19 protein-coding genes and 1 tRNA gene are annotated in these 21829 nt (G+C 54.7%); 10 read left to right on the forward strand and 10 right to left on the reverse strand.

The annotated features are described in order from the left end of the window. The first annotated feature begins 44 nt into the window (after positions 1 to 44). Complete coding sequence (gene mgtE, locus FHC49_RS17180; RefSeq protein WP_185666870.1) at positions 45 to 1481, forward strand: magnesium transporter; 1437 nt, start codon at positions 45 to 47, stop codon at positions 1479 to 1481. On the opposite strand, the gene FHC49_RS17185 is transcribed toward mgtE, so the two are convergent. Next, a complete protein-coding gene (locus tag FHC49_RS17185) occupies positions 1444 to 2682 on the reverse strand; it encodes a SulP family inorganic anion transporter (protein ID WP_220440406.1) in 1239 nt (412 codons plus the stop codon). The two genes, mgtE and FHC49_RS17185, sit on opposite strands and share 38 nt — an antisense overlap. Before the next feature lie 273 nt (positions 2683 to 2955). Here FHC49_RS17185 and mqo point away from each other — a divergent pair, with 273 nt between their 5' ends. Continuing rightward, on the forward strand, positions 2956 to 4608 hold the full coding sequence (gene mqo, locus FHC49_RS17190; protein ID WP_185666872.1) for a malate dehydrogenase (quinone): 1653 nt from the start codon (positions 2956 to 2958) through the stop codon (positions 4606 to 4608). 77 nt (positions 4609 to 4685) lie between these two features. Here mqo and eco read toward each other — a convergent pair whose 3' ends face one another. After that, a complete protein-coding gene (gene eco, locus FHC49_RS17195; protein WP_220440407.1) occupies positions 4686 to 5177 on the reverse strand; it encodes a serine protease inhibitor ecotin in 492 nt (163 codons plus the stop codon). Positions 5178 to 5358: 181 nt separating this feature from the next. On the opposite strand from eco, the gene FHC49_RS17200 reads away from it, so the two are divergent. Beyond that, the gene (locus FHC49_RS17200) at positions 5359 to 5859 is read left to right on the forward strand and encodes a phospholipase D family protein (protein WP_255581394.1); all 501 of its coding nucleotides are present in this window, start codon (positions 5359 to 5361) and stop codon (positions 5857 to 5859) included. Between the two features lie 585 nt (positions 5860 to 6444). Then, on the forward strand, positions 6445 to 6987 hold the full coding sequence (locus FHC49_RS17205; protein ID WP_220440409.1) for a hypothetical protein: 543 nt from the start codon (positions 6445 to 6447) through the stop codon (positions 6985 to 6987). Between the two features lie 270 nt (positions 6988 to 7257). On the opposite strand, the gene FHC49_RS17210 is transcribed toward FHC49_RS17205, so the two are convergent. The 4 genes from FHC49_RS17210 to FHC49_RS17225 form a co-directional block, all read right to left on the reverse strand. Then, positions 7258 to 7623: a hypothetical protein gene (locus FHC49_RS17210; RefSeq protein WP_220440410.1), complete on the reverse strand. Its 366-nt coding sequence runs from the start codon at positions 7621 to 7623 to the stop codon at positions 7258 to 7260. A 406-nt stretch (positions 7624 to 8029) separates the two neighbouring features. Beyond that, a tRNA-Pro gene (locus tag FHC49_RS17215) sits at positions 8030 to 8106 on the reverse strand. A 75-nt stretch (positions 8107 to 8181) separates the two neighbouring features. Beyond that, the gene (yejM, locus tag FHC49_RS17220) at positions 8182 to 9936 is read right to left on the reverse strand and encodes an LPS biosynthesis-modulating metalloenzyme YejM (protein WP_220440411.1); all 1755 of its coding nucleotides are present in this window, start codon (positions 9934 to 9936) and stop codon (positions 8182 to 8184) included. A gap of 18 nt (positions 9937 to 9954) precedes the next feature. Continuing rightward, positions 9955 to 10182 (reverse strand): YejL family protein, encoded by a 228-nt coding sequence (locus FHC49_RS17225; protein ID WP_035892650.1) that lies wholly within the window; start codon positions 10180 to 10182, stop codon positions 9955 to 9957. A gap of 183 nt (positions 10183 to 10365) precedes the next feature. Here FHC49_RS17225 and yejK point away from each other — a divergent pair, with 183 nt between their 5' ends. Together yejK and FHC49_RS17235 are read left to right on the forward strand one after the other, a co-directional pair. Continuing rightward, entirely contained in the window at positions 10366 to 11373 is a 1008-nt protein-coding gene (yejK, locus tag FHC49_RS17230) for a nucleoid-associated protein YejK (protein ID WP_035892652.1), read from the forward strand. Between the two features lie 279 nt (positions 11374 to 11652). Further along, positions 11653 to 13617, forward strand: a complete 1965-nt coding sequence (locus tag FHC49_RS17235; protein WP_220440412.1) for a glycosyl hydrolase family 28 protein — start codon at positions 11653 to 11655, stop codon at positions 13615 to 13617. 52 nt (positions 13618 to 13669) lie between these two features. On the opposite strand, the gene rplY is transcribed toward FHC49_RS17235, so the two are convergent. Next, positions 13670 to 13954, reverse strand: coding sequence for a 50S ribosomal protein L25 (rplY, locus tag FHC49_RS17240; RefSeq protein WP_052285124.1), 285 nt, complete (start codon positions 13952 to 13954; stop codon positions 13670 to 13672). Positions 13955 to 14079: 125 nt separating this feature from the next. After that, positions 14080 to 15039: a DUF523 and DUF1722 domain-containing protein gene (locus FHC49_RS17245; protein ID WP_220440413.1), complete on the reverse strand. Its 960-nt coding sequence runs from the start codon at positions 15037 to 15039 to the stop codon at positions 14080 to 14082. Between the two features lie 112 nt (positions 15040 to 15151). Here FHC49_RS17245 and FHC49_RS17250 point away from each other — a divergent pair, with 112 nt between their 5' ends. Beyond that, complete coding sequence (locus FHC49_RS17250; RefSeq protein WP_185666878.1) at positions 15152 to 15685, forward strand: lipocalin family protein; 534 nt, start codon at positions 15152 to 15154, stop codon at positions 15683 to 15685. Here FHC49_RS17250 and FHC49_RS17255 read toward each other — a convergent pair. Then, a complete protein-coding gene (locus FHC49_RS17255) occupies positions 15682 to 17439 on the reverse strand; it encodes a DEAD/DEAH box helicase (protein ID WP_220440414.1) in 1758 nt (585 codons plus the stop codon). The two genes, FHC49_RS17250 and FHC49_RS17255, sit on opposite strands and share 4 nt — an antisense overlap. Positions 17440 to 17653: 214 nt before the next feature. On the opposite strand from FHC49_RS17255, the gene rsuA reads away from it, so the two are divergent. The 3 genes from rsuA (at position 17654) to FHC49_RS17270 (ending at position 20235) form a co-directional block, all read left to right on the forward strand. Continuing rightward, positions 17654 to 18355 (forward strand): 16S rRNA pseudouridine(516) synthase RsuA, encoded by a 702-nt coding sequence (gene rsuA / locus FHC49_RS17260; RefSeq protein ID WP_220440415.1) that lies wholly within the window; start codon positions 17654 to 17656, stop codon positions 18353 to 18355. Positions 18356 to 18380: 25 nt separating this feature from the next. Further along, the gene (locus FHC49_RS17265; protein ID WP_220440416.1) at positions 18381 to 19580 is read left to right on the forward strand and encodes a Bcr/CflA family multidrug efflux MFS transporter; all 1200 of its coding nucleotides are present in this window, start codon (positions 18381 to 18383) and stop codon (positions 19578 to 19580) included. 313 nt (positions 19581 to 19893) lie between these two features. Continuing rightward, positions 19894 to 20235 (forward strand): YejG family protein, encoded by a 342-nt coding sequence (locus FHC49_RS17270; protein ID WP_185666882.1) that lies wholly within the window; start codon positions 19894 to 19896, stop codon positions 20233 to 20235. A gap of 3 nt (positions 20236 to 20238) precedes the next feature. Here FHC49_RS17270 and yejF read toward each other — a convergent pair whose 3' ends face one another. Further along, positions 20239 to 21828: a microcin C ABC transporter ATP-binding protein YejF gene (gene yejF / locus FHC49_RS17275; RefSeq protein ID WP_220440417.1), complete on the reverse strand. Its 1590-nt coding sequence runs from the start codon at positions 21826 to 21828 to the stop codon at positions 20239 to 20241. Between the last annotated feature and the right edge of the window lies 1 nt (position 21829).

The following is a 21829-nucleotide window of genomic DNA, read 5'->3' on the forward strand; positions in this document are numbered from 1 at the left end:
CTCAATCATCCGATTGGGCGCACTTTCAGGAATAAGGATTATTCATGTCTCTGTTGAAGAAGAACAGTGCCCGCCTGCGCGACGAAGAGCGCCAGCGGCTCATCTGGCTGCTGACCACCGATAAAGCGGTGACTTCAGCGCTGCTGGGCAAGCTGACGCTGGCCGAGCAGTATGATGAGGGCACGCTGGTTGATGATCTTGCGGAAGTGGGGGCGCTGGTGGCGCACCTGCCGCCGCCGGATCTCGCCGATACCCTGGAAGCGCTGCCGTCAGAAGAGCGTCACGCGCTGTGGAACATGGTTGAAGATGACCGGCGCGGGAAAGTGTTGCTGGAAGCATCGGAGAACGTCTGGGACGACCTCATTGAAGATATGAGCGACCGGGCGTTGCTCGATGCACTGCAAACGCTGGATATCGACGAACAGATCTACCTGGTGCAGCACCTGCCGCGTGACCTGACCGGGCGCCTGCTGGCCTCTATGGATCCCGCTGAACGCGCGCGCGTTCGCCAGGTCATGAACTATGCCCACGAGCAGGTGGGCTCGATCATGGAGTTCGAGGTGATCACCATTCGCCCGGACGTCACGCTAGCCTCGGTGCAACGCTTTTTGCGTCGGTTGGGCAAAATGCCGGAGAACACCGACAAACTGTTCGTGGTAAAGCGCGATCAAACCCTGATTGGCGAACTGGAGCTTAAAACGATCCTGCTGAATGCGGCCGAACGTTACGTGCATGAAGTGATGGAGGCCGATCCGGTCGCGTTTCACCCGGAGGAGCGATCGGAAAGCGTCGCCCGTACCTTCGAGCGTGACAACCTCATCAGCGCCGCAGTCATTGACTCGGAAGGCAAGCTGATGGGGCGTTTGACCATCGATGAGATCGTTGACGTGGTCTACGAAGAGACCGACAGCGATCTGCGCCGCATGGGCGGCCTGAGCAGCGAAGAAGATGTGTTTGCGCCAGTGATGAAAGCGGTGAAAACCCGCTGGGCGTGGCTCGCCATTAACCTCTGTACCGCTTTTATTGCCTCGCGCGTGATCGACGGTTTCGAACATACCATCTCTCAATTGGTGGCGCTGGCTTCACTGATGCCAATTGTGGCGGGGATAGGTGGCAATACCGGCAACCAGACCATCACGATGATCGTGCGCGCGCTGGCGTTACAGCATATCCAGCCGGGCAACTTCTCGTTTTTGATTCTGCGCGAAATGGGCGTAGCGCTGATTAACGGCATCGTCTGGGGCGGCATTATGGGCACCGTCACCTGGCTATTGTACGGCGATCCACATCTGGGTGCCGTGATGACCCTGGCGATGATCCTCAACCTGCTGGTGGCTTCGGTGATGGGGGTATTGATCCCGATGATCATGGCTAAACTGGGGCGCGACCCGGCGGTCGGCTCCAGCGTGATGATCACCGCGATCACTGATACCGGCGGCTTCTTTATTTTTCTGGGGCTGGCGACCGTGTTTCTGCTTTAAGCTTTGCGCGGTGCTTCAGGCGGGCAGGGACGACAACCATCATCATGATGCCCGCCAGCACGCCAATTGCCAGATTCCCCGTGCTGACCGTCGCGCCGACGGTGACCAACATCACCAGCGTTTCCGGCCACGGCGTGCGCTTCAGCGTGCCGGGCTGCAGGCTGTGCCAGTTAAAGGTTTTGAAGGCGACAATCACCATAATGCCCGCCAGTACCGACATCGGGATTTTTGCCATCACTTCGCTTAAGGCGGTGACCAGCAGCAGCAGTACCAGCGCTGCCGCGATGGTTGATATCCGGGTGCGGCCTTTGCCCATCTCCACGTTCACGATGGTCTGACCGATCATGGCGCAGCCGGCGATGCCGCCGTAGCAGCCAGCCAGAATATTGGCGATGCCGAGACCCGCGCTCTCACGCGTTTTGTTCGATGGCGTGACAGTGAGGTCATCGACCAGCTTCGCGGTCAGCAGCGACTCCATCAGGCCAACAAAAGCAATACTCAGCGCGCACGGCCAGATAATCTGCAACGTTTCAAGATTCATCGGCACCAGCCACTGGGTGAGGCCCGGCAGCCCGCCACTCATCGAACCTTCATCGCCGACGGTTGGCAAAATCTGCCCGCTGGTGGCGGTATAGAGGGTGAGTAGAACGACGGCGATAAGCGGCGATGGAATGCTTTTCATCACGCGCGGAAGCCACAACACGATGAGTATTGTGGCGGCAAACAGCGCGACAATCAGCGGGCTACGGCTCCAGAAATGGGGTACCTGAGCAAAGAAAATCAGAATACCCAGCGCATTCACAAACCCAGTCATCACCGACTGTGGAATAAAGCGCATCAGCTTTGCCATCCCGCAGGCGGCAAACAGAATTTGGATGATACCGGCCATCACTACGGCTGGCAGGATGTAGGTAACGCCGTGCTGGTGTACCATCGGGCCGATGACCAGCGCCACCGAACCGGCAGCGGCGGTGACCATCGCCGGGCGGCCGCCGAGAAACGACATCGACAGGCACAGCACCACGGAGGCAATCAGGCTGACCTTCGGGTCAACGCCCGCAATCACGGAAAACGAAATAACCTCGGGGATCAGCGCCAGCGCGGTAATCACGCCCGCCAGAACTTCACGCGTCAACATGGAAGGTGACGTCAGGACGGCAAGCAGAGAACCAGAAAGAGGGGAGGGAGAAGCATTCGACATAGGGTATTCACAGGTTATCGATGGCGGGTTTTCTATAATCCCCAGCGTCCGTGCGTACCATCACAAAGGGGAGAATAATACCGCTTCCCGTCACACTCTACCAGTACCAAATCTCATTTTCTGTACACATTTATTAAACATTTTAATAACAGATCTCAAAACTCAACTTAAATTTTAAACAATATTTAAATTTACCGTGGCTGGTGGTAACGTAACCGTACGGATGTTTTTACCTGCATGTAACAAATCGCAAGTCAAGTAAGGCCCCCTACGATGAAAAAAAAGATAGCTGTACCCAACGCACAGAAATCGGGTACCGAGAAGGTTTCTGTGGCGACTAAGGCGAAGACTCGTGTGGTGCACGAGACAGATGTATTGCTGATCGGTGGCGGCATTATGAGCGCTACGCTGGGTACATGGCTGCAGGAGCTGGAGCCAGACTGGTCGATTACCATGGTTGAGCAGATGGAAAGCGTGGCCGAAGAGAGCTCCAACGGCTGGAACAACGCCGGCACCGGGCACTCGGCCCTGATGGAACTCAACTATACCCCGCAGAAAGCCGATGGCTCCGTCAGCATCGACAAAGCTATTGATATCAACGAAGCCTTCCAGATTTCCCGTCAATTCTGGGCCCACCAGGTGACGCGCGGCGTGCTGACGCAGCCGAAGAGCTTTATTAACACCGTGCCACACATGAGCTTTGTGTGGGGCGATGACAACGTCAATTTCCTGCGTGCGCGCTATCGTGCACTGCAAAAGAGCCCGCTGTTCAACGGCATGCGCTACTCCGAAGATCACGAGCAGATTAAAGACTGGGCGCCTCTGGTGATGGAAGGGCGCGATCCGCAGCAGAAGATTGCCGCGACGCGAACTGAAGCAGGCACCGACGTGAACTACGGCGAGATTACCCGCCAGCTCATTCAGGGCCTCAAAAAGCGCGAACGCTTTACGCTGCAGCTCAACACCGTGGTGCGCCGTTTCCGTCGTAATCCAGACAACAGCTGGAATGTGACGGTTTCTGATGCCAACGGCAGCCATGAAAAACGCACCATCAAAGCGAAGTTTATTTTCATCGGCGCGGGTGGTGCGGCGCTGAAGCTGCTACAGCAAACCAAAATTCCTCAGGCGAAAGAGTACGCAGGCTTCCCGGTTGGCGGTCAGTTCCTGGTGTGCGAAAACCCGGAAGTGGTTAACCATCATCTGGCGAAGGTCTACGGTCAGGCTTCCGTGGGCGCGCCGCCGATGTCTGTGCCGCACATCGACACCCGTATCATCGACGGCAAACGCGTGGTGCTTTTTGGGCCGTTCGCCACCTTCTCTACGCGCTTCCTGAAAAATGGTTCGCTGTGGGATCTGCTGGCCTCGACCAATAAATCCAACATCCTGCCGATGCTGAACGTTGGGCTGGATAACTTCGATCTGGTGAAATACCTGGTAAGCCAGGTGCTACAGAAAGATAAAGACCGCCATGCGGCTCTGCGCGCTTACTATCCGATGGCGAAAAAGCAGGACTGGCGTTTGTGGCAGGCCGGTCAGCGCGTACAGATCATCAAACGTGATGCGCGTATCGGTGGCGTACTGCGTCTGGGCACTGAAGTGGTCAGCGATGATGAAGGCACCGTTGCCGCGCTACTGGGGGCATCTCCGGGGGCATCAACCGCCGCGCCTATCATGCTGGAGCTGATGGAAAAGGTCTTTAAGGATAAAATGCAGACGGCGGAATGGCAGGAAAAAATTCGCGCCGTAGTACCGACCTATGGTTCTACGCTGACGGAAAACCCGCACCTGATTGAAAAAACGTTGGCCTATACCAGCGAAGTGCTGGGACTACGTCATGAAGCAACCCGTGAAGCGGATCCGACGCCAGCGGTGCAGGTATCGTCCAAACCGGTTGTAGCAAAAGAGATGGCGGATATCGCACTCTAAGAAAGAAAAAATCCCGGCCAGACCGGGATTTTATTATTTGGTAGCCCGGGCGAGCGCAAGCGACCCCGGGTTTTTTATTAACGCGCGACGGCGTTATGTACCGTTTCCTGGGCTTCCCAGATACGGTATTTCACTTCTACGTTCTCAGGCGCGTAGATAACAATTGGCAACTTGCTGTTGTAGCGCAGCATGCCATCGTCGCCCAGTGATGCGGTGACGAATTTTTTCGTTTTCTTCTGGTCAGGGCAGGCCATCATGGTCGACACTGGTCCGGAGATTTTCTCCACCACGTAGTAGTCGTAGCCCCAGCCTTCCAGCGTTTTACTTTCCAGCTCGCCGCCAAGGCGCTGATGGTTACAGTCGACGTCCAGCGTTTTACCAATCAATAATTCCACCTTGTAGGCAGACTCATCTTTCTGTTCCGGCAACTGAATCACCTGACGCGTCATACCTTTTTCCGCTTTAGGGAAAGGCGCAACCTTTTCCAGCGGCTGTTCTGCAGCCCAGGCGGAGCTGGTAGCGCAGGCGATGGCCAGTAACGAAGCGGCAAGTTTATGTGTGTTTTTCACTGTTCATCCTTTTTATCAGTTTGCAACGAGAGGAGAATATCATTCCTGACATCAATGGTAATCGTATTTTACTGAATTTTGCATTAGGACTAGTTCTAAATATTGTGTTTATGAATGAATATAGCGATTAAGACTGTTTTATTCGCATGATAGCGTACGGATATCCTGAATAACGATGAAAATGACCAGATTTCTTATTATAGCTGCGCTTCTCGGCGTTATCCCTGCCGCACAGGCCACAATCCAGGTTGGATTCTCACCTGAAGGCTCCGCCCGTGAGTTGGTGCTGAGCACTATCGATGGCGCACAGCGCTCCATTGATATGATGGCCTACTCGTTTCAGGCCAAAGATATTGTCGACGCGCTGATTCGTGCCCAAAAACGCGGTGTGAAGGTACGGGCGGTGATTGATAAGCGACGAAATCAGGGGGAGGTCAGCCAGAAGGCCATTGCCCGGGCGGTAGAAAACGGCATTGATGTTCGCATTGACGGCCACTACCACATTCAGCATGACAAAGTGATGATCGTGGACGGCAATACGCTGGAGACCGGGTCGTTTAACTTCGCTAAATCGGCAGAGACGGAAAACTCAGAGAATGTGTTGGTGATCCGAGATGAGCCGGAGGTGATTCGCCAGTATCAGGCGCATTTTGACAGCCGCTGGGAGATTGCCGGCAAATGAATTAACCACCAGTACACGTTGTACTGGTGGTTATCGGTTACCGTTGTGATACTGCCTATAGGGAATGCCGATGATTTATTCTTTTTAATAAATTCCGAACGGTTAAATTGCCAGATTTATAGTATTGGCAATGTGTTTTTTTCGTGATGATTATGAAGGTATAGGCGTGTAGCAGAGTTGTTCGAGTTCACCATTAAAAAAGTTAAATAAATGGACTCGCTGTATGTATGATTCAGTGAATCTGATGATCTATTTTTGGTTTCTTATTGCCTATTATTTTATTGTGATGGTGTGTTTTGTTAAATTATTTTTTATTTCATTGAAAAACATGAAGATTATTTATCATTAATATTTACCAAACAATATTTGTTTATATTTTTAATTTTAATTTAAAGACCATCAATAATTTAATGTAAATGAGATTTTATTCTGTTTTTAAGCCACTAAATATGATTATTTTTCATTCCACCTATTGAAAGTTTATATATATGGGAATAGATTTCTTTCCCTTGTTATTCCTTCGTTTTATTCATTCGTTTTTATACAAATATTCAACATATTAGATTGATGGTGGTAGTGTTTCAAATGAAAGTTTCAATTGTAACCGCAGTTATTTTATCAGCTTTTTCTTCATTTGCCGCTAATGCGACTTCAGTTGCACAAGCTGAACATAATTATGATGTTGCGCAGCGTAACTACAGCGCTTTTGAACGTGCAAACGGTGGTACCGCGATGGAAGGCAGTACTGCAAAAGCAATCATGAACCGAACTGGAGAAGTTCGCGCCCAAGCTTATGCCGATGCACGCGTAGCGGCAGAAGCGGAGAAGGCGGAGCAGTCTCGCTATGGTGTTAAGGGAGATCGGAATCTGACCTCTCAAGTGAACAAGGATTCAAATCCAGCGCAAATCACTAAAACGTCACAGCGTCCAGCAGGATACGTTGTCACGGTTCACCCCCCGTTTGCTGGTGAAACCTGGGGCAACCATAGCGACAATAGTGCTGGGAGCGAAAACCACGGCGGCCGTGGTAATGGCGGAAATAACGCGGCTAACTCTAATAGTGCGCATGGCTTAGGTGGTGGTTCGAACATTGGTGGCGGTCGTAGCGGCGGTGGTTTCCACTATTGATAAGAAACAGGGGCTCAGGTCAGGGCAAAAAATTAGCGCAAAACAACTCATGACCGAGACAGGGAATGATTCGTCTTGCGCTAATGCTCTTGAAAAACAATAAATTAAACTCGAATCTTGGGGGCAGAATGCTTTCAGGGGGTAAGTTTGGGGGCATCAAAAACACCGTATATGTCCCTATATGTCCATACCTTACTTTTCCTAACCTACTGATTATCCTCTAAGTGCTTGATTCACTGAAACCCTCAAAACCGATTAAATAAATAGGCACTATTCTACGATCTGACATGTCATACCAATCACTTCGACTTTCTTGGTCGGGTTAGTATAGGTGAGAGCGATAAATTCGTTAGGCTTTGTTATTGTCAGTGCGAAAAAGTCAGCATTAGCTGATGTTGGGGTAGGCCTGACATATTGAACAGACAAAAAACCAGGTGCTTCATCCGTAGCAGGCTCATTTTGGCTGGATTGTAATTTGTACCCCTCATCACCCCCAATCTGTGCAACCAATCCGGCAGTCTTGACAACAAGTCCAGTGTCACCACACAGATAAGTAGTATGCGTCATTGATTTAATCGTAGGCTCAGCAGTTGCGACGGATGATATTAATATCGACAAAGCTATAATTTTTTTCATTTGATTGACCCTTACGCTCTAAGTTTCCTGCTGAAGCTTTCTTGTTGTATTAGCTCAAACATTGAAATACCAAAAGTAGTTGCTAACTGCCTATGTGAATGCACAATTTTCACTGTTTAAAAGTAATATATTTGCTTTGCAAATTTGCATGCCAGCACCTTCCAGGAATGATGCCTTTTGCATCAGGAAAGCCATCAAAAATCCTTTTATCATAAACGTGTACATTATCAACGATGCCATAACGGGAGGGTTTGACGATTGCCCAGTGATGTGACGAGTCGCTTTTGGCTGCTAAAACGGTGTCAAAAAGTTGGGGGTTATTCCCCAGTAATTCCCCAATGCTTCCCCGTCCAGAAAAAAGGCATAAAAAAAACCAGCCATAACAGGCTGGTTTATATAATCTTTTTGGTCGGCACGAGAGGATTTGAACCTCCGACCCCCGACACCCCATGACGGTGCGCTACCAGGCTGCGCTACGTGCCGACGCATGGAGAAAATACTACCGCTTTTATCCCTGATTGCAAGTCAGGGTTCACCAATTGATTTAAAATTAATCAATCAGTTAGCGATAAAGCGTTTTTCATCCGTCAGCACCTGCAGCAGCAAACTGAGTTGGGCTTTTTGATCCCGTTCCTTCTCACCCGCCGCGTTCCAGGTCTTATAGTGACCATTATGGCTGAGCACGACGGTAATTGATGGCGTGGTGATCGCCAGGGTATCGTTATCTGCCGACGTCACCCAATTATGGCGGCGCGCGGCGCTGAACAGATCCTGCCCCTGCGAGTATTCGTTTGCCGGCGTGCTGACGTGCAGCAGGCGTTGCATCAGGGTGGTCATAATATCTTTATGATCGGTCAACAGGTCGATGCGCTGAGCAGGGGTGCCCGGCCAGTGGATGACCAGCGGCACCTGAAGCTGGGCGCGTGACCAGTTAAAGGTGCTGTTCTCGTCGCTGAGCGGCACGCCGTGACCGGCGGTAATAATCACCACGGTGTCATCAAGCTTGCCGGAGTCGCGCAGTGCGTCCAGTACCTTAGCAATTTGTGCATCCACATCCGCTGCCGCACGAGCATATTGACGGTCGTTGGCCTGAGCGTTGTTGATGGTGGTTCCGTTAAACGACACCCACGAGAACCAGCGGTTTTCGTCCTGGGCGTTGTTTTTAAGCCAGTTAGTCCACTGGCTTGCCGTCTGGGCATCGTTCTGCGATTTGCCCGGCGGCAGTGAGAAATCAGACAGCAGCGCCTGGCGATAAATCGGGCTGGTGAAGCCGTCAGAAGAGAACAGACCCAGCTGATAGCCCTGTTGATTAAGGGCGCTAATCAGCGCTGCCGGAATACGTGCCGACAGGACGCCGTCCATATAGGACGGTGAAATACCGTAGAACAGGCCAAAGATGCCGTTATCGGCGTTGTTGCCCGCGCTCATATGCTGGGTAAAGTTGACGTTGCTGTCCGCAAAACGGGCCAGCGATGGCATTTGCTGTTCGAAGCGCGAATAGTTCAGGCCATCGACGGTAATCAGCAGGACGTTCTTGCCGACACCCATATCGCGATAGCGCAGATCGCTGAGCGGATACTGCACGGTTACCGCTTCCGGATCGCCTTGTTCCACCAGACGGCGCTGGTAATCCTGCGCGTCAAGCAGCCCGTGCTTCTCAAGGAAGCGGCGCGCGGTCATTGGATATGACAGCGGCAGGTTGGCGCGCTGCATGGTGACCGGACGATAGAAGTTAGCATCGGCCCAGATGTACATCACGTGCGAGGCGATAAACGACGCGAAGAAGAACCAGGCGACCGGGCGGGCGTAGTGACGGCGACGCGTCAGGCTGCGCAGCTTCTGCCAGCTCCAGGTGGCAAACAGCATCTCGACCAGCAGAATCACCGGCACACTGATAAACATCAGCTGCCAGTCTCGGGCGGTCTCGTTTTGATCGGGGTTGATAACCAACTCCCACACCACCGGGTTAAGGTGCAGGTGGAAGCGGGTAAAGACCTCGCTGTCGATAAGCAGCAGCGTCATGCCCGCCGTCGCCAGAATGGCGGACAGGAAGCGCATCAGGCGCTGAGACATGACGATAAAGGTCAGCGGGAACAGAATCAGCAGATAGGCGGAAAACACCAGAAAACTGAAATGCCCGACAAGGCTGATGTAGGAGAAAATGCGTCCAGTCAGCGTCGTCGGCCAGTCGGCGACAAAAAGATAGCGGCTACCGAGCACCATGGCCAACAGCATGTTGAACAGGGCGAACCAGTGCCCCCAGCTAACCATCTGGGAGACTTTTTCTCGGTAAGGCTGACGATGAGTCACCATAAACTGTTGCTTGTACCCTTAGTGCGCAGGATCGCTGTTAATAGAAGACTGGAGCGCCTGGGCAAAAGAACGTGCGATAGCCTGGCGTTGAGCCGGAGCCACGCTGCTGTTAATCAGGTTGGTCACCATATTGCCCAGCACCATCAGCGAAAGATCGGTCGGGGCTTTATGTTCTTCCAGTACGTTGGCGAGCTCGCTCAGCAGTTTTTCAACGTGTTCATCACTATAGCGGGATTGTTGTGGCATAAATCGAAATCTGTCTATTCATTAAAGGGCAGTATATTACCGTAGCAGCAGCATTTTTTCCGCTTTTTTTCAGCGGAACGCGTTATCCTTTCACCATTATGCTGCCGCGAGGGCGGTAATGTGTGAGTTGCACTGTCGCATCGGGGGTGATTGAATACACCCGATCTTAAAGGAGAGTTTAACATGAGTCTGGATATCGACCAGATTGCTTTGCATCAGCTCATCAAACGCGATGAGCAAAACCTGGACGTGGTGCTGCGCGACACGCTGCTGGAGCCGACCGCGCCGGTTGAAGAGATGATGGCTGAGCTGCATCGGGTGTACAGCGCGAAGAATAAAGCCTACGGCCTGTTTACCGAAGAGAGCGAACTGGCACAGGCGTTAAAGCTGCAGCGTCAGGGTGAGGAAGATTTCCTCGCCTTCAGCCGCGCGGCCACCGGCCGTCTGCGCGACGAGCTGGCGAAATATCCGTTCGCCGACGGCGGGATCGTGCTGTTCTGCCACTACCGCTATCTGGCGGTGGAGTATCTGCTGGTGGCGGTGCTGAATAATCTCAGCAGCATGCGCGTTAACGAAGAGCTGGACATCAGCGCGACCCATTATCTCGACATCAACCATGCGGATATCGTCGCGCGCATCGACTTAACCGAGTGGGAAACTAACCCGGAATCGACCCGCTACCTGACCTTCCTGAAAGGGCGAGTCGGGCGCAAAGTCGCGGATTTCTTTATGGACTTCCTCGGCGCGAGCGAAGGCCTGAACGCGAAAGTGCAAAACCGCGGCCTGCTGCAGGCGCTGGACGATTTTGCCGCCGAAGCGCAGCTCGACAAAAACGAGCGTCAGAACGTGCGTCAGCAGGTCTACTCCTACTGCAACGAACAGCTGCAGGCCGGTGAAGAGATTGAGCTGGAGTCGTTGTCAAAAGAGCTCTCCGGTGTGAGCGAAGTGAGCTTCAGCGAATTTACCGCGGAGAAGGGCTACGAACTGGAAGAGAGCTTCCCGGCGGATCGTAGCACCCTGCGCCAGCTGACCAAATTTGCCGGTAGCGGCGGCGGCTTAACCATTAACTTCGATGCCATGCTGCTTGGTGAGCGAATTTACTGGGACCCGGCCACCGATACGCTGACCATTAAAGGCACGCCGCCAAACCTGCGTGACCAGCTCCAGCGCCGGACCTCCGGAAAAAGCTAAGTCCTCCCGCTAAAGCCCGTTCATCCCCGAGCGGGCTTTGTCTATCCGTATTTCCGCCACTTTTGAGTGATGTTCCTCTCATTTTCTGTATCGATGCTTTTCCATCCAGGTTAAAACTTGAGCTGACTCTCGGTTAAGACCTAATGAAATAAATAAAAATACGTTTCATTTTAAATGTAAAAACATTTTGATTTTGTAAATGGAGAGCCACTCTGATTCAGGAGGGCTCAAGGACGCGGCAGCTGGGTGCCGCGAATCACTGAGAGGAAAAATAACAAGATGCACAATACCTTCAGGCACTCCCGACTGGCGCTGGCCACCACCATGATGCTCGCGGGTGCATTAAGCGGCTGCGATGATAGCGAAGCCGCTCAGGCGAAGGCGTCAGCGGCGCCACAAAACGTGCAGTCACCGGTGCTCTCCGTCGACGATAACAGCGTGGTGCTGGTGTGGGAAAAACCGTTGCTGGAGGCGGACAAGGTGGTGGACTATCACGTCTACCATGGCGGCGAACTGCTGGGCAGCGCACGCGACAATCAGGACGCATTCTCCCCTGCGAAACCCTATATCGACAACTTCTACCAGACGCTGGATAACGACCACTGGCAGCAGAAGGTCGATCTGCGCAGCTTCACCGTCGAAGGGTTGAAAGCCGATACCGATTACCAGTTTACCGTTCGCGCGGTCTATTCAGACGGCAACGAGTCCGCCGACAGCGCACCGATTTCTCTACGCACCACGAAGGTGCCGCACGTGGTGGATGCCAAAGCGACAGGTGCCGTCGGCGACGGAACAACGCTTGATACCGCCGCGCTGCAAAAAGCCATTGATAGCTGCACGCTGGCACAGTATCCGCAAGGGTGCAAAGTCAGCGTGCGCGGCGGTGTGTTTAAAACCGGCGCGCTGTTCTTACACAGCGATATGACGCTGGAGATTGCCGAAGACGCGACGCTACTGGGCTCGGATGACCCAGCGCAGTACCCAATGAACAAAGGTTACTTTCTTTACCCCTATACTGATAATCCGCTGCCGAAGCGTCCACCGTCGTTAATTAACGCACTGGAGGCCGACGACAAAGGAAGCTCTCACGCGGGCACTTTCCGCAATATTCGCATCATCGGCAAAGGCACCATCGATGGTAATGGCTGGACGCGAGGCGTGAAGCACGGCGGGCCGGAGTCTATCGTTGATGAAGCCGGCAATGCCCTGCCGCAGTATCGCGCCAGCAACGCCAATAAGGTGGGCGAAGACGGGATTCTGGCAAAACATCAGACCGAGCTGGCGGTATCCGAAGGGATGGACCGCGACAGCGCCTACAAAAACCGCCGCTCCAGCCTGATGACGCTGCGCGGCGTCAGCAATCTCTACATTGAAGGGTTGACGATTCTCAACCCGGCATTTCATGGGATTATGGTGCTGGAGTCGGAAAATATCGCGCTGAATGCGCTCAGCCATAAGACTTTCGACGGTAATAACGCTGACGGCATTGAACTGGGTAATAGCCAAAATAGCCTGGTCTTTAATAACTTCTTTGATACCGGCGACGACGGGATGAACTTCGCAGCGGGTTACGGCAAGGGTGTTGAAACCTTTGGTCAGAAACAGCAGAGCGGGGCATGGATTTTCAATAACTACTTCCGCAAAGGCCACGGCGCGGTAGTGACCGGCAGCCATACCGGCGCCTGGATCGAGAAGATCAAAGCGGAAGATAACGTTATGTATATGACGGATATCGGCCTGCGAATGAAAAGCCGCCCGTACTACGGCGGCGGGGCGCGCGACGTACTATTCCGTAATAACGCGATGAAAGATCTGGCGAAAGAGCCGTTTATCTTCACCATCAAGTACAGTGCCGACGTGAATGACACCACGCCAGCAACTGAGCCCGCGCAGTTCCGCAACGTGACCGTTGAGAACGTCACCGTTGACGGCACGGCGGCGAAGAAAAGCATTCTGGTGGATGGCATGACGGTGCAGGAAATGGCGGCGGCCTACGGTATTACTTACCCGCGCGATGCTTATCACCAGAACCTGGCGTTCAGCAACGTGAAGTTCCGTAACGTGCAGGCGAGCAAAATCACTTTCCTGCATGACAGCCAGTTTACCAACGTCACGTTTGATAATACGGAGCATGCCTGGAACGTTGCGCAGGTGAGCGGTATTACGCTTTCAGACAGCGTGAATAATGAGGTGATAACGTCGGCAGGGAAGGAGACGGTCGTGCGAGAGGCGGCGAAGCAGTAAAAAAAACGGCTCCAAAAGGAGCCGTTTTTTCGTCACGAAGACTTGTCGGCGATTAAGCGCGAACGAAGTCGATGTGAGCCAGTTTTGGCTTGAACGGGTGACGCTGCACCGCCTGAGCCTTAACTTTTTCTTCTTTACCATCAACAACGATGGTCAGAACTTCGCTGTAGAATTCAGCGTTGTTCTGCAGGTTCCACAGCTTGTCGTGATCCAGTTCGATAGCAACAGGAGCTGCTTCGCCACCATAAATGATAGCTGGGAACTTGTTAGCTGCGCGCAGGCGGCGGCTCGCACCCTTACCCTGCTCTTTACGTACTTCTGCGTTAATAGTAAACATTGATAGCTCTCTTAATTAATCCTGCTACAGGCGACCCAGCAGCAGGCAAATGATCTGCTTCACGGATGTGAAAGCGGGCGGCATTATAGCCGCCTATTGCCTTACGGGCAATGAAAACCTCACCTTCAGTTGGCCGTTAAGCGCAGCCGTAAACTGTCCGGGTAGGGCGAAAAATAGCGCTGCGTCAGCAGGTAATCATCCGGGTGCTCGGCGAGGTAGTGCTTCAGCAGCGTTAGCGGCGCGAGGATTGGCAGGTGCCCGGCGTGGTAGTTGACGATAACGTCGCGAAGCTCTGCCCGCTGGCGGTCGTTGAGCTGTTTGCGGAAATAACCCTGAATGTGCATCAGCACGTTGGTGTGATTTTTACGTGAGGCGGGGTGACGCAGAATCGCCATCAGCTTGTCGCGATAGGCAACAAAAAAGGCATCCAGATCCTGCCACTCATGTAGATGAGCGATAAAGGGACCAATTTCACGATAGCCCGGCTGGTTGTGGGCCAGCAGATGCAGCTTATAGCGGCTGTGAAACGCCAGTAGAGCCTGACGGGTTAATCCCTCTTCCCGCAGCGCATTCAGCTCGTGCAGCGCAAAAATTCGCGCCACGAAATTCTCCCGCAGTACCGGGTCGTGCAGTCGGCCGTCCTCTTCCACCGGCAGCCACGGATAGCGGGCCTGCAGCGCCGCGGTAAACAGGCCAACGCCTTCCTTCGCACCCCGGTTGCCACGTTCATCGTACAGCCGTACCCGCTCCATTCCGCAGCTGGGGGATTTTGCACAGACGATAAAACCCGCGAACTGCGCCGCGCCCGGCAGCATCTCATCGGCAAACTGGTGCATTTTATCGGTGAGGTCGCAATCCAGGTCCTGGCTCATGCGCACGCGGGTATCGCCATCTGCGGTCTTCACCAGCCGCAGCGCCGGGCGCGGTGTGGGCAGGCCAATGCCCATTTCCGGACAGACGGGTTTGAAAGTTACCCATTCGGCAAGCTCATCCATAATAAATCCCATCCGCTTATGCCCGCCGTCAAAGCGAACGGCAGCACCGGTCAGGCAGCCGCTGATGCCGAGTATCGGTTTGTCGTTCATATTATTGTCCTGTTTGTGGTGGGCCATAGCTCAAGCATAGGTTCTCCCGCTTCCGGCCGCGTGGCTTTTTATCCTCTACACTTAAACGAGGATCGTAAAGAGAGGAAACTGCATGAAGCTATGGCCCGTAGTCACCGGAGTGGCGTTGTCGCTCGCGCTGGTGGCCTGCCGTTCACCCACTCCGCCAAAAGGGGTGACGCCGATTCGCCATTTCGATGCTAGCCGCTATCTGGGGAAATGGTATGAAATTGCCCGTCTGGATAACCGCTTTGAGCGCGGTCTGGAGCAGGTGACCGCTCACTATGGTAAGCGTAAGGACGGTGGCATTAGCGTGTTGAACCGTGGATTTGACCCAATGAGAGGCGAGTGGAAAGAGAGCGAAGGGAAAGCATACTTCACCGGCGAGCCGAGCGTTGCCGCACTGAAGGTGTCGTTCTTTGGCCCCTTCTACGGCGGCTATAACGTCATCGCGCTGGATGATGACTACCAGTACGCGCTGGTCAGCGGGCCGAACCGCGACTATCTGTGGATTTTATCGCGCACGCCAACGCTGCCGCCACAGGTACAGCAAAACTACCTGACCATCGCCCGTGGGCTCGGGTTCCCGGTCGACAGTTTGCTGTGGGTGAAGCAGACGCGCGGCTAGCGCAGTTCGTTAGCCCGGCGATAGCGGCCTTCGTAGTCGAACACTTTTTCGCGCACCTGCCAGTAGACACCTTTCTTACGGGCGACGACAAAATCCGGCGCCCGCAGCAGCGCCTGCTGGGCGATGATATCGGCAGACGTTATCCAGCGCAGCGGTACGCCGGGCGTGCGGGTGTGCGGGCGGATAAACAGCTGCTCGAACGCCGTTTTCTGCGCGGGGGTGTGCAGACGAAAGCGCTCACTGACATCCGCACCGTCCTCGTCGTAATAGGTTATCTTAAGCCAGCCGCCTTTCTCATCCATGCCGTCCTGTAACACCATGCCGCTACAGCGCAGCACCAGCGCGTCTTTCAGCTTGAGCGCGGCTTTCAGCATGTCGTCTGGGTCGACCAGCACCGTGTCGCATTCCCGACAGCGGCGGGCGGCAATGTCGTTTTCGGCGTTGCATTGCGGGCAGTTTTTAAAGCGGAAGCGGTAGTCGCACTGCTCGCGATGACCTTCATCATCCTCCAGCCAGCCCTGACAGCGGCGGCCAAAATGCTCAATAATGGTGCCGTCGGCGGTGGTTTTTCCCCAGAAGGTGTTGGCAAAGCCGCAGCCGGGGCAGAAAACCTGCACCGGCACGTTATCGCTCTTGCCCTTGGGTGAACCCACTTCCGGCGTGTAGAGGTCGTGCGGGTTACCGGCGTAATCGAGGATCAGACAGTCCGTTTTCCCCGGCGCCAGACGCAGGCCACGGCCCACAATTTGCTGATACAGGCTGATGGACTCGGTAGGGCGCAGAATCGCAATCAGGTCAACGTGCGGGGCGTCAAAACCGGTAGTCAGTACGGCGACGTTAACCAGATAGCGGAACTGCTGATTTTTAAAGGCTTCAATCAGCTCGTCGCGCTGCGGGCCGGGGGTTTCGCCGGTGATCAGCGCTGCGTCATTGGCGGGCAGCAGCCCGGTAATTTCGCGAGCGTGCTCGACGGTGGCGGCAAAAATCATCACCCCTTTGCGCGTCTGCGCAAACTCCTCAATCTGGCTGATGATATGCGGCGTAATGCGCTGCTGCTGTTTCAGCTCACGGTTGAGGTCAGACTCGCTGAACAACCCGTTGCTGTTGGCCTGAAGGCGGCTGAAATCGTACTGCACCACGGGCATATCCAGCCGCTCCGGCGGCGTCAGATAGCCGTGCTTGATCATATAGCGCAGCGGCAACTCATAGATGCAGTCACGGAACAGCGCTTTCTCGTCGCCGCGCACCATGCCGTGGTAGTGGAACTGATAAATCCAGCCTTTGCCCAGACGGAACGGCGTGGCCGTGAGGCCCAGCAGCCGAATGTGAGGATTCACTTTCCCCAGATGGCTGAGAATCTGCTGGTACTGACTATCATCATCGTCGCTGATGCGGTGGCACTCATCGACGATCAGCAGGGAAAACTCACCCTGGAAGTGGTCGAGATTACGCGCCACCGACTGCACGCTGCCGAACACCACTTTGCCGTGGCTCTCTTTACGCTTCAGCCCGGCCGCATAAATATCGGCCTCCAGCCCCAGTGCGCAGTATTTCGCGTGGTTCTGCGCCACCAACTCTTTGACGTGAGCCAGCACCAGCACGCGGCCGCGCGCCAGCCGCGCCAGTTCGGCGATCACCAGGCTTTTCCCGGCGCCGGTGGGCAATACGATAACCGCAGGTTGCGTGTGGCGGCGGAAGTAGGCCAGGGTGGCGTCAACCGCTTCCTGTTGATAGGGGCGAAGTGTAAAAGTCATTGGCGTGATGATTGTCCTTAACAGCCAAATAGTATGCCATGAATCTTTTCACTTGAGTGGGATAACAAGCCCGTTATACTTACGGATTGTTATACTCGCTGTCTCACCCGTTGCCGGTGGCATTTTCCCGCTCTGCGGCAGGCATCGAGTCGATTACCCCATTTTTCGGACCTTTCGTCCGGCACCCGGCACTATTACAGGCTAAAAATACTTCATGCGACTTGATAAGTTTATCGCTCAGCAACTCGGCGTCAGCCGTGCTATTGCCGGGCGTTTGATCCGCGGTCAACACGTGACCGTTGATGACGAAGTGGTGCGCGATACCGCGTTTAAACTGCTACTAGAACACGACGTAGCCTACGAAGGCAACCCGCTGACCCAGCAGAATGGCCCGCGCTATTTCATGCTGAATAAGCCGCAGGGCTACGTGTGCTCCACGGAAGACCCGGATCACCCAACGGTGCTCTATTTCCTCGATGTCCCGGTGGCGCACAAGCTACATGCCGCGGGTCGTTTAGACATTGATACCACCGGTCTGGTGCTGATGACCGATGACGGTCAGTGGTCCCATCGCATCACCTCGCCGCGCCATCATTGCGAGAAAACCTACCTGGTGACGCTGGAAAATCCGGTCAGCGATGACACCGCCGCGCAGTTCGCCAAAGGCGTTCAGCTGCACAATGAGAAAGATCTTACCAAGCCAGCGGTGCTGGAAGTGATTACGCCGACCGAAGTGCGTCTGACCATCAGTGAAGGTCGTTATCACCAGGTGAAACGCATGTTTGCCGCAGTGGGTAACCACGTTGTCGGTCTGCATCGCGAACGTATCGGTGAGATTGCACTCGATCCAGACTTAGCGCCGGGCGAATACCGTCCGTTAACAGAAGCAGAAATCGCCAGCGTTGGCGCACCGTAGCGCTAACCAACAACCGAGGTAAATTGTGACGTCCAGGCCGCGCTCGTCGTTAAAAATTGTGTTTATTCTTGGCCTTCTGGCCATGTTAATGCCGTTATCGATCGACATGTACCTTCCGGCGCTGCCGGTCATTTCGCAACAATTTGGCGTGCCGGCAGGCAGCGCACAGATGACCCTGAGCACCTATATTCTGGGCTTTGCGCTGGGTCAGCTGCTGTACGGGCCGATGGCGGACAGCCTCGGGCGTAAGCCAGTCATTCTGGGCGGTACGCTTATCTTTGCCGCGGCGGCGGTGGCCTGTGCGCTGGCACCGACCATCGACTACCTGATCGTCACCCGCTTTTTCCACGGGCTAGCGGCCGCGGCGGCAAGCGTCGTGATCAACGCCCTGATGCGCGATATCTACCCGAAAGAAGAGTTCTCGCGCATGATGTCGTTTGTCATGCTGGTGACGACTATTGCCCCGCTGGTGGCGCCGATGGTGGGTGGTGCGGTGCTGGTCTGGTTTAGTTGGCATGCTATCTTCTGGATCCTGGCGGTTGCCGCATTGCTAGCCTCGGCGGCGATCTGGTTCTTTATTGACGAAACGCTGTCAGCCGATAAACGGCAGCCGTTCCGCTTGAGCACCACGCTCGGCAACTTTGCGTCGTTGTTCCGCCACAAGCGCGTGCTGTCGTACATGTTGGCGAGCGGCTTTAGCTTTGCGGCGATGTTCTCGTTCTTAAGCGCCGGGCCGTTTGTCTATATCGAGCTTAACCATGTGTCGCCGCAGCACTTCGGCTACTACTTCGCGCTGAACATTGTGTTCCTCTTTGTCATGACCACCATTAACAGCCGCTTTGTTCGCCGGGTTGGGGCGCTGTGGATGTTCCGCGCCGGGCTGACAATCCAGTTCGTTATGGCAATCTGGATGGTGGTTTGCGCGCTGCTGGATGTTGGTTTCTGGTCGCTGGTGCTGGGCATTGCGGTGTTTGTCGGCTGCGTGTCGATGGTCTCCTCGAACGCCATGGCGGTGATCCTCGATGAGTTTCCGCATATGGCGGGTACGGCGTCATCGCTGGCGGGGACGTTCCGCTTTGGGATTGGGGCCATTATCGGCGCGCTGCTGTCGATGGCGACCTTCACCACCGCATGGCCAATGCTGATTTCCATCGCCCTGTGCGCGACCTGCTCGATCCTCTTCTATCTCTACGCCAGTCGCCCCCGCAAAACCGCGCACTCATAAGCCTTTAGGGGGGCGAAATACGCCCCTTTGTTGATATGTATCAACAGAAATGGCATTCCTGATAGGGTGTGATGTTTCTTTTATGTAAAATCCATTTATGTAAAAAGTCACATTGTTGTAGATAAAAAGGTTGCGTTAGATCACAGATACGGGTACATATAGCGCGAAAACGCATCAGTACACCGAACTATGTCGTAAGAAGAATGTTGAATGCTGGCGTTTTTTTTCTGGATGCAGGACGATTTGTCAACAATGTGTTAATATGGATGTGAAATAATTGTGAAGCACTGTCGCTTCCGGGGAAAAGAACGTAATGACATTACAGCTATCAATCGTACATCGACTGCCGCAGGACTATCGTTGGTCTGCGGGTTTTGCAGGTTCGAAAGTTGAACCGATTCCGCAAAACGGCGCATCCGGCGAAAATGCGCTGGTGGCCCTCAAACTGCTGAGCCCGGACGGCGATAGCGCCTGGCCGGTGATGCATTCCCTGAGCCAGGCGTTAACCGATATCTCCGTCGACTGCTCGGTGCTCGAGTGCGAAGGGGAGCCGTGCCTGTTCGTGAAACGTCAGGATGAGTTTGCGGCAACCTGCCGCCTGAAAAATTTCGGCGTGGCAATTGCCGAACCGTTCTCCGGCAACAACCCGTTTTAACCGTCAGCTCAGCGCAATGAGCTGACGCGTATATTCCTGCTGCGGTGCTGAAAATACGCGCCGACACTCTCCCTGTTCGACGACTTCTCCCTGACGCAGCACCATCACCTGATGGCACAGCGAACGAACGACGTGCAGATCGTGGCTGATGAAGATGTAGGTCAGCTGATGCTTTTCCTGTAACGCTTTAAGCAGCGCCAGAATTTGCGCCTGAACGGTGCGATCGAGCGAGGACGTGGGTTCGTCCAGCACGATAAGCTCCGGCTGCAGGATCAGCGCCCGCGCGATGGCGATACGCTGTCGCTGGCCGCCGGAAAACTCAGACGGATAGCGCTGCCGGGTCTCCGGCTCCAGGCCCACCTCCTGCATGGCTGCCATCACCCGCTGCTCGCGTTCTGCTGCGGTGAGGGCAGGGTGATGAACCCGTAGACCTTCTTCAATAATCTGTAGCGCGGTGAGCCGTGGATTGAGCGACGAGTTAGGGTCCTGAAACACCACCTGAATCCGACGACGCAGCGGCAGCATCTGCTGACGGTTACGCCCCTGAATAGCCTCCCCGGCAAAACGAATATCGCCCTGCGAGGCGATTAAACGTAGCAGCGCCAACCCGGTGGTGCTCTTACCTGAACCGGACTCACCGACCAGCCCCAGCGTCTCCCCTTGGCGCAGCGTAAAGCTCAGGTTGTTGACCACCGTGTTGTGACTAACCACACGGCGCAGGATACCTTTGCGAATCGGGAAGGCCACGCTGAGCTTGTTGACTTCCAGCAGCGGGGTAGCCTCCGGCGGTAAAGGCACCGGATCGCCCGCTGGTTCGCTGTCCAGCAGCTTACGGGTGTACGGATGCTGCGGCGCGGCAAAAAGCGCGCTAGCGCTGTTCTGCTCAACGCAGTGGCCATGTTGCATTACCGCCACGCGGTCAGCCAGCTTGCGCACGATACTCAGATTATGGGTGATGAACAGCAGCCCCATATTCAGCTCGGTGCGCAACTCTCTGAGTAGCTGAAGGATTTGCGCCTGCACCGAAACGTCCAGTGCGGTCGTCGGTTCATCGGCAATCAATAATTCCGGGCGCGTCAGCAGAGCCATGGCGATCATCACGCGCTGGCGCTCACCGCCGGAAAGCTGGTGGGGAAAATCGCTCAACCGTTTTGCGGCGTTGCGAATGCCGACCCGGTCAAGGCAGTCGAGGATCTCGCCGCGCGCCGCCTCTTTGCGCATGCCCCGGTGCAGCGACAGCACTTCATAAAGCTGCTTTTCCAGATTGTGCAGCGGGTTCAGTGACACCATCGGTTCCTGAAAAATCATCGCAATGCGGTTGCCGCGCACCCCGCGCAGCGTCTGCGGGCTGGCGTGCAGTAGTGACTCCCCGGCAAAGCGGATATCGCCCGTTGGGTAACTGACCGGTGGCTCTGGCAGCAGGCGCAGAATCGACAGCGCCGAGACGCTTTTCCCCGAGCCGGATTCCCCGACCAGCGCCAGCGTCTCTCCGGCGGCGAGCGTCAGTGAGAGCTGTTCAACCACGGTGGTGGTTATGCCCTGCTGGCGGAAGGCGATGGAGAGGTTATCGATCTCCAGAAGTGGTTGCTGCATC

The sequence above is a fragment of the Kluyvera sp. EC_51 genome (assembly GCF_019584505.1).
In the GTDB taxonomy this organism is placed as follows: domain Bacteria; phylum Pseudomonadota; class Gammaproteobacteria; order Enterobacterales; family Enterobacteriaceae; genus Kluyvera; species Kluyvera sichuanensis.

Bases quoted from the DNA above. Each gene is read 5' to 3' on its own strand.
- FHC49_RS17245 (WP_220440413.1), bottom strand. From the start codon at position 15,039: ATGAACGACAAACCGATACTCGGCATCAGCGGCTGCCTGACCGGTGCT.
- yejK (WP_035892652.1), top strand. From the start codon at position 10,366: ATGAGTCTGGATATCGACCAGATTGCTTTGCATCAGCTCATCAAACGC.
- rplY (WP_052285124.1), bottom strand. From the start codon at position 13,954: ATGTTTACTATTAACGCAGAAGTACGTAAAGAGCAGGGTAAGGGTGCG.
- FHC49_RS17185 (WP_220440406.1), bottom strand. From the start codon at position 2,682: ATGTCGAATGCTTCTCCCTCCCCTCTTTCTGGTTCTCTGCTTGCCGTC.
- FHC49_RS17205 (WP_220440409.1), top strand. From the start codon at position 6,445: ATGAAAGTTTCAATTGTAACCGCAGTTATTTTATCAGCTTTTTCTTCA.
- FHC49_RS17255 (WP_220440414.1), bottom strand. From the start codon at position 17,439: ATGACTTTTACACTTCGCCCCTATCAACAGGAAGCGGTTGACGCCACC.
- mgtE (WP_185666870.1), top strand. From the start codon at position 45: ATGTCTCTGTTGAAGAAGAACAGTGCCCGCCTGCGCGACGAAGAGCGC.
- FHC49_RS17270 (WP_185666882.1), top strand. From the start codon at position 19,894: ATGACATTACAGCTATCAATCGTACATCGACTGCCGCAGGACTATCGT.
- yejM (WP_220440411.1), bottom strand. From the start codon at position 9,936: ATGGTGACTCATCGTCAGCCTTACCGAGAAAAAGTCTCCCAGATGGTT.
- FHC49_RS17235 (WP_220440412.1), top strand. From the start codon at position 11,653: ATGCACAATACCTTCAGGCACTCCCGACTGGCGCTGGCCACCACCATG.
- FHC49_RS17210 (WP_220440410.1), bottom strand. From the start codon at position 7,623: ATGAAAAAAATTATAGCTTTGTCGATATTAATATCATCCGTCGCAACT.
- FHC49_RS17250 (WP_185666878.1), top strand. From the start codon at position 15,152: ATGAAGCTATGGCCCGTAGTCACCGGAGTGGCGTTGTCGCTCGCGCTG.
- mqo (WP_185666872.1), top strand. From the start codon at position 2,956: ATGAAAAAAAAGATAGCTGTACCCAACGCACAGAAATCGGGTACCGAG.
- FHC49_RS17225 (WP_035892650.1), bottom strand. From the start codon at position 10,182: ATGCCACAACAATCCCGCTATAGTGATGAACACGTTGAAAAACTGCTG.
- rsuA (WP_220440415.1), top strand. From the start codon at position 17,654: ATGCGACTTGATAAGTTTATCGCTCAGCAACTCGGCGTCAGCCGTGCT.
- FHC49_RS17200 (WP_255581394.1), top strand. From the start codon at position 5,359: ATGACCAGATTTCTTATTATAGCTGCGCTTCTCGGCGTTATCCCTGCC.
- yejF (WP_220440417.1), bottom strand. From the start codon at position 21,828: ATGCAGCAACCACTTCTGGAGATCGATAACCTCTCCATCGCCTTCCGC.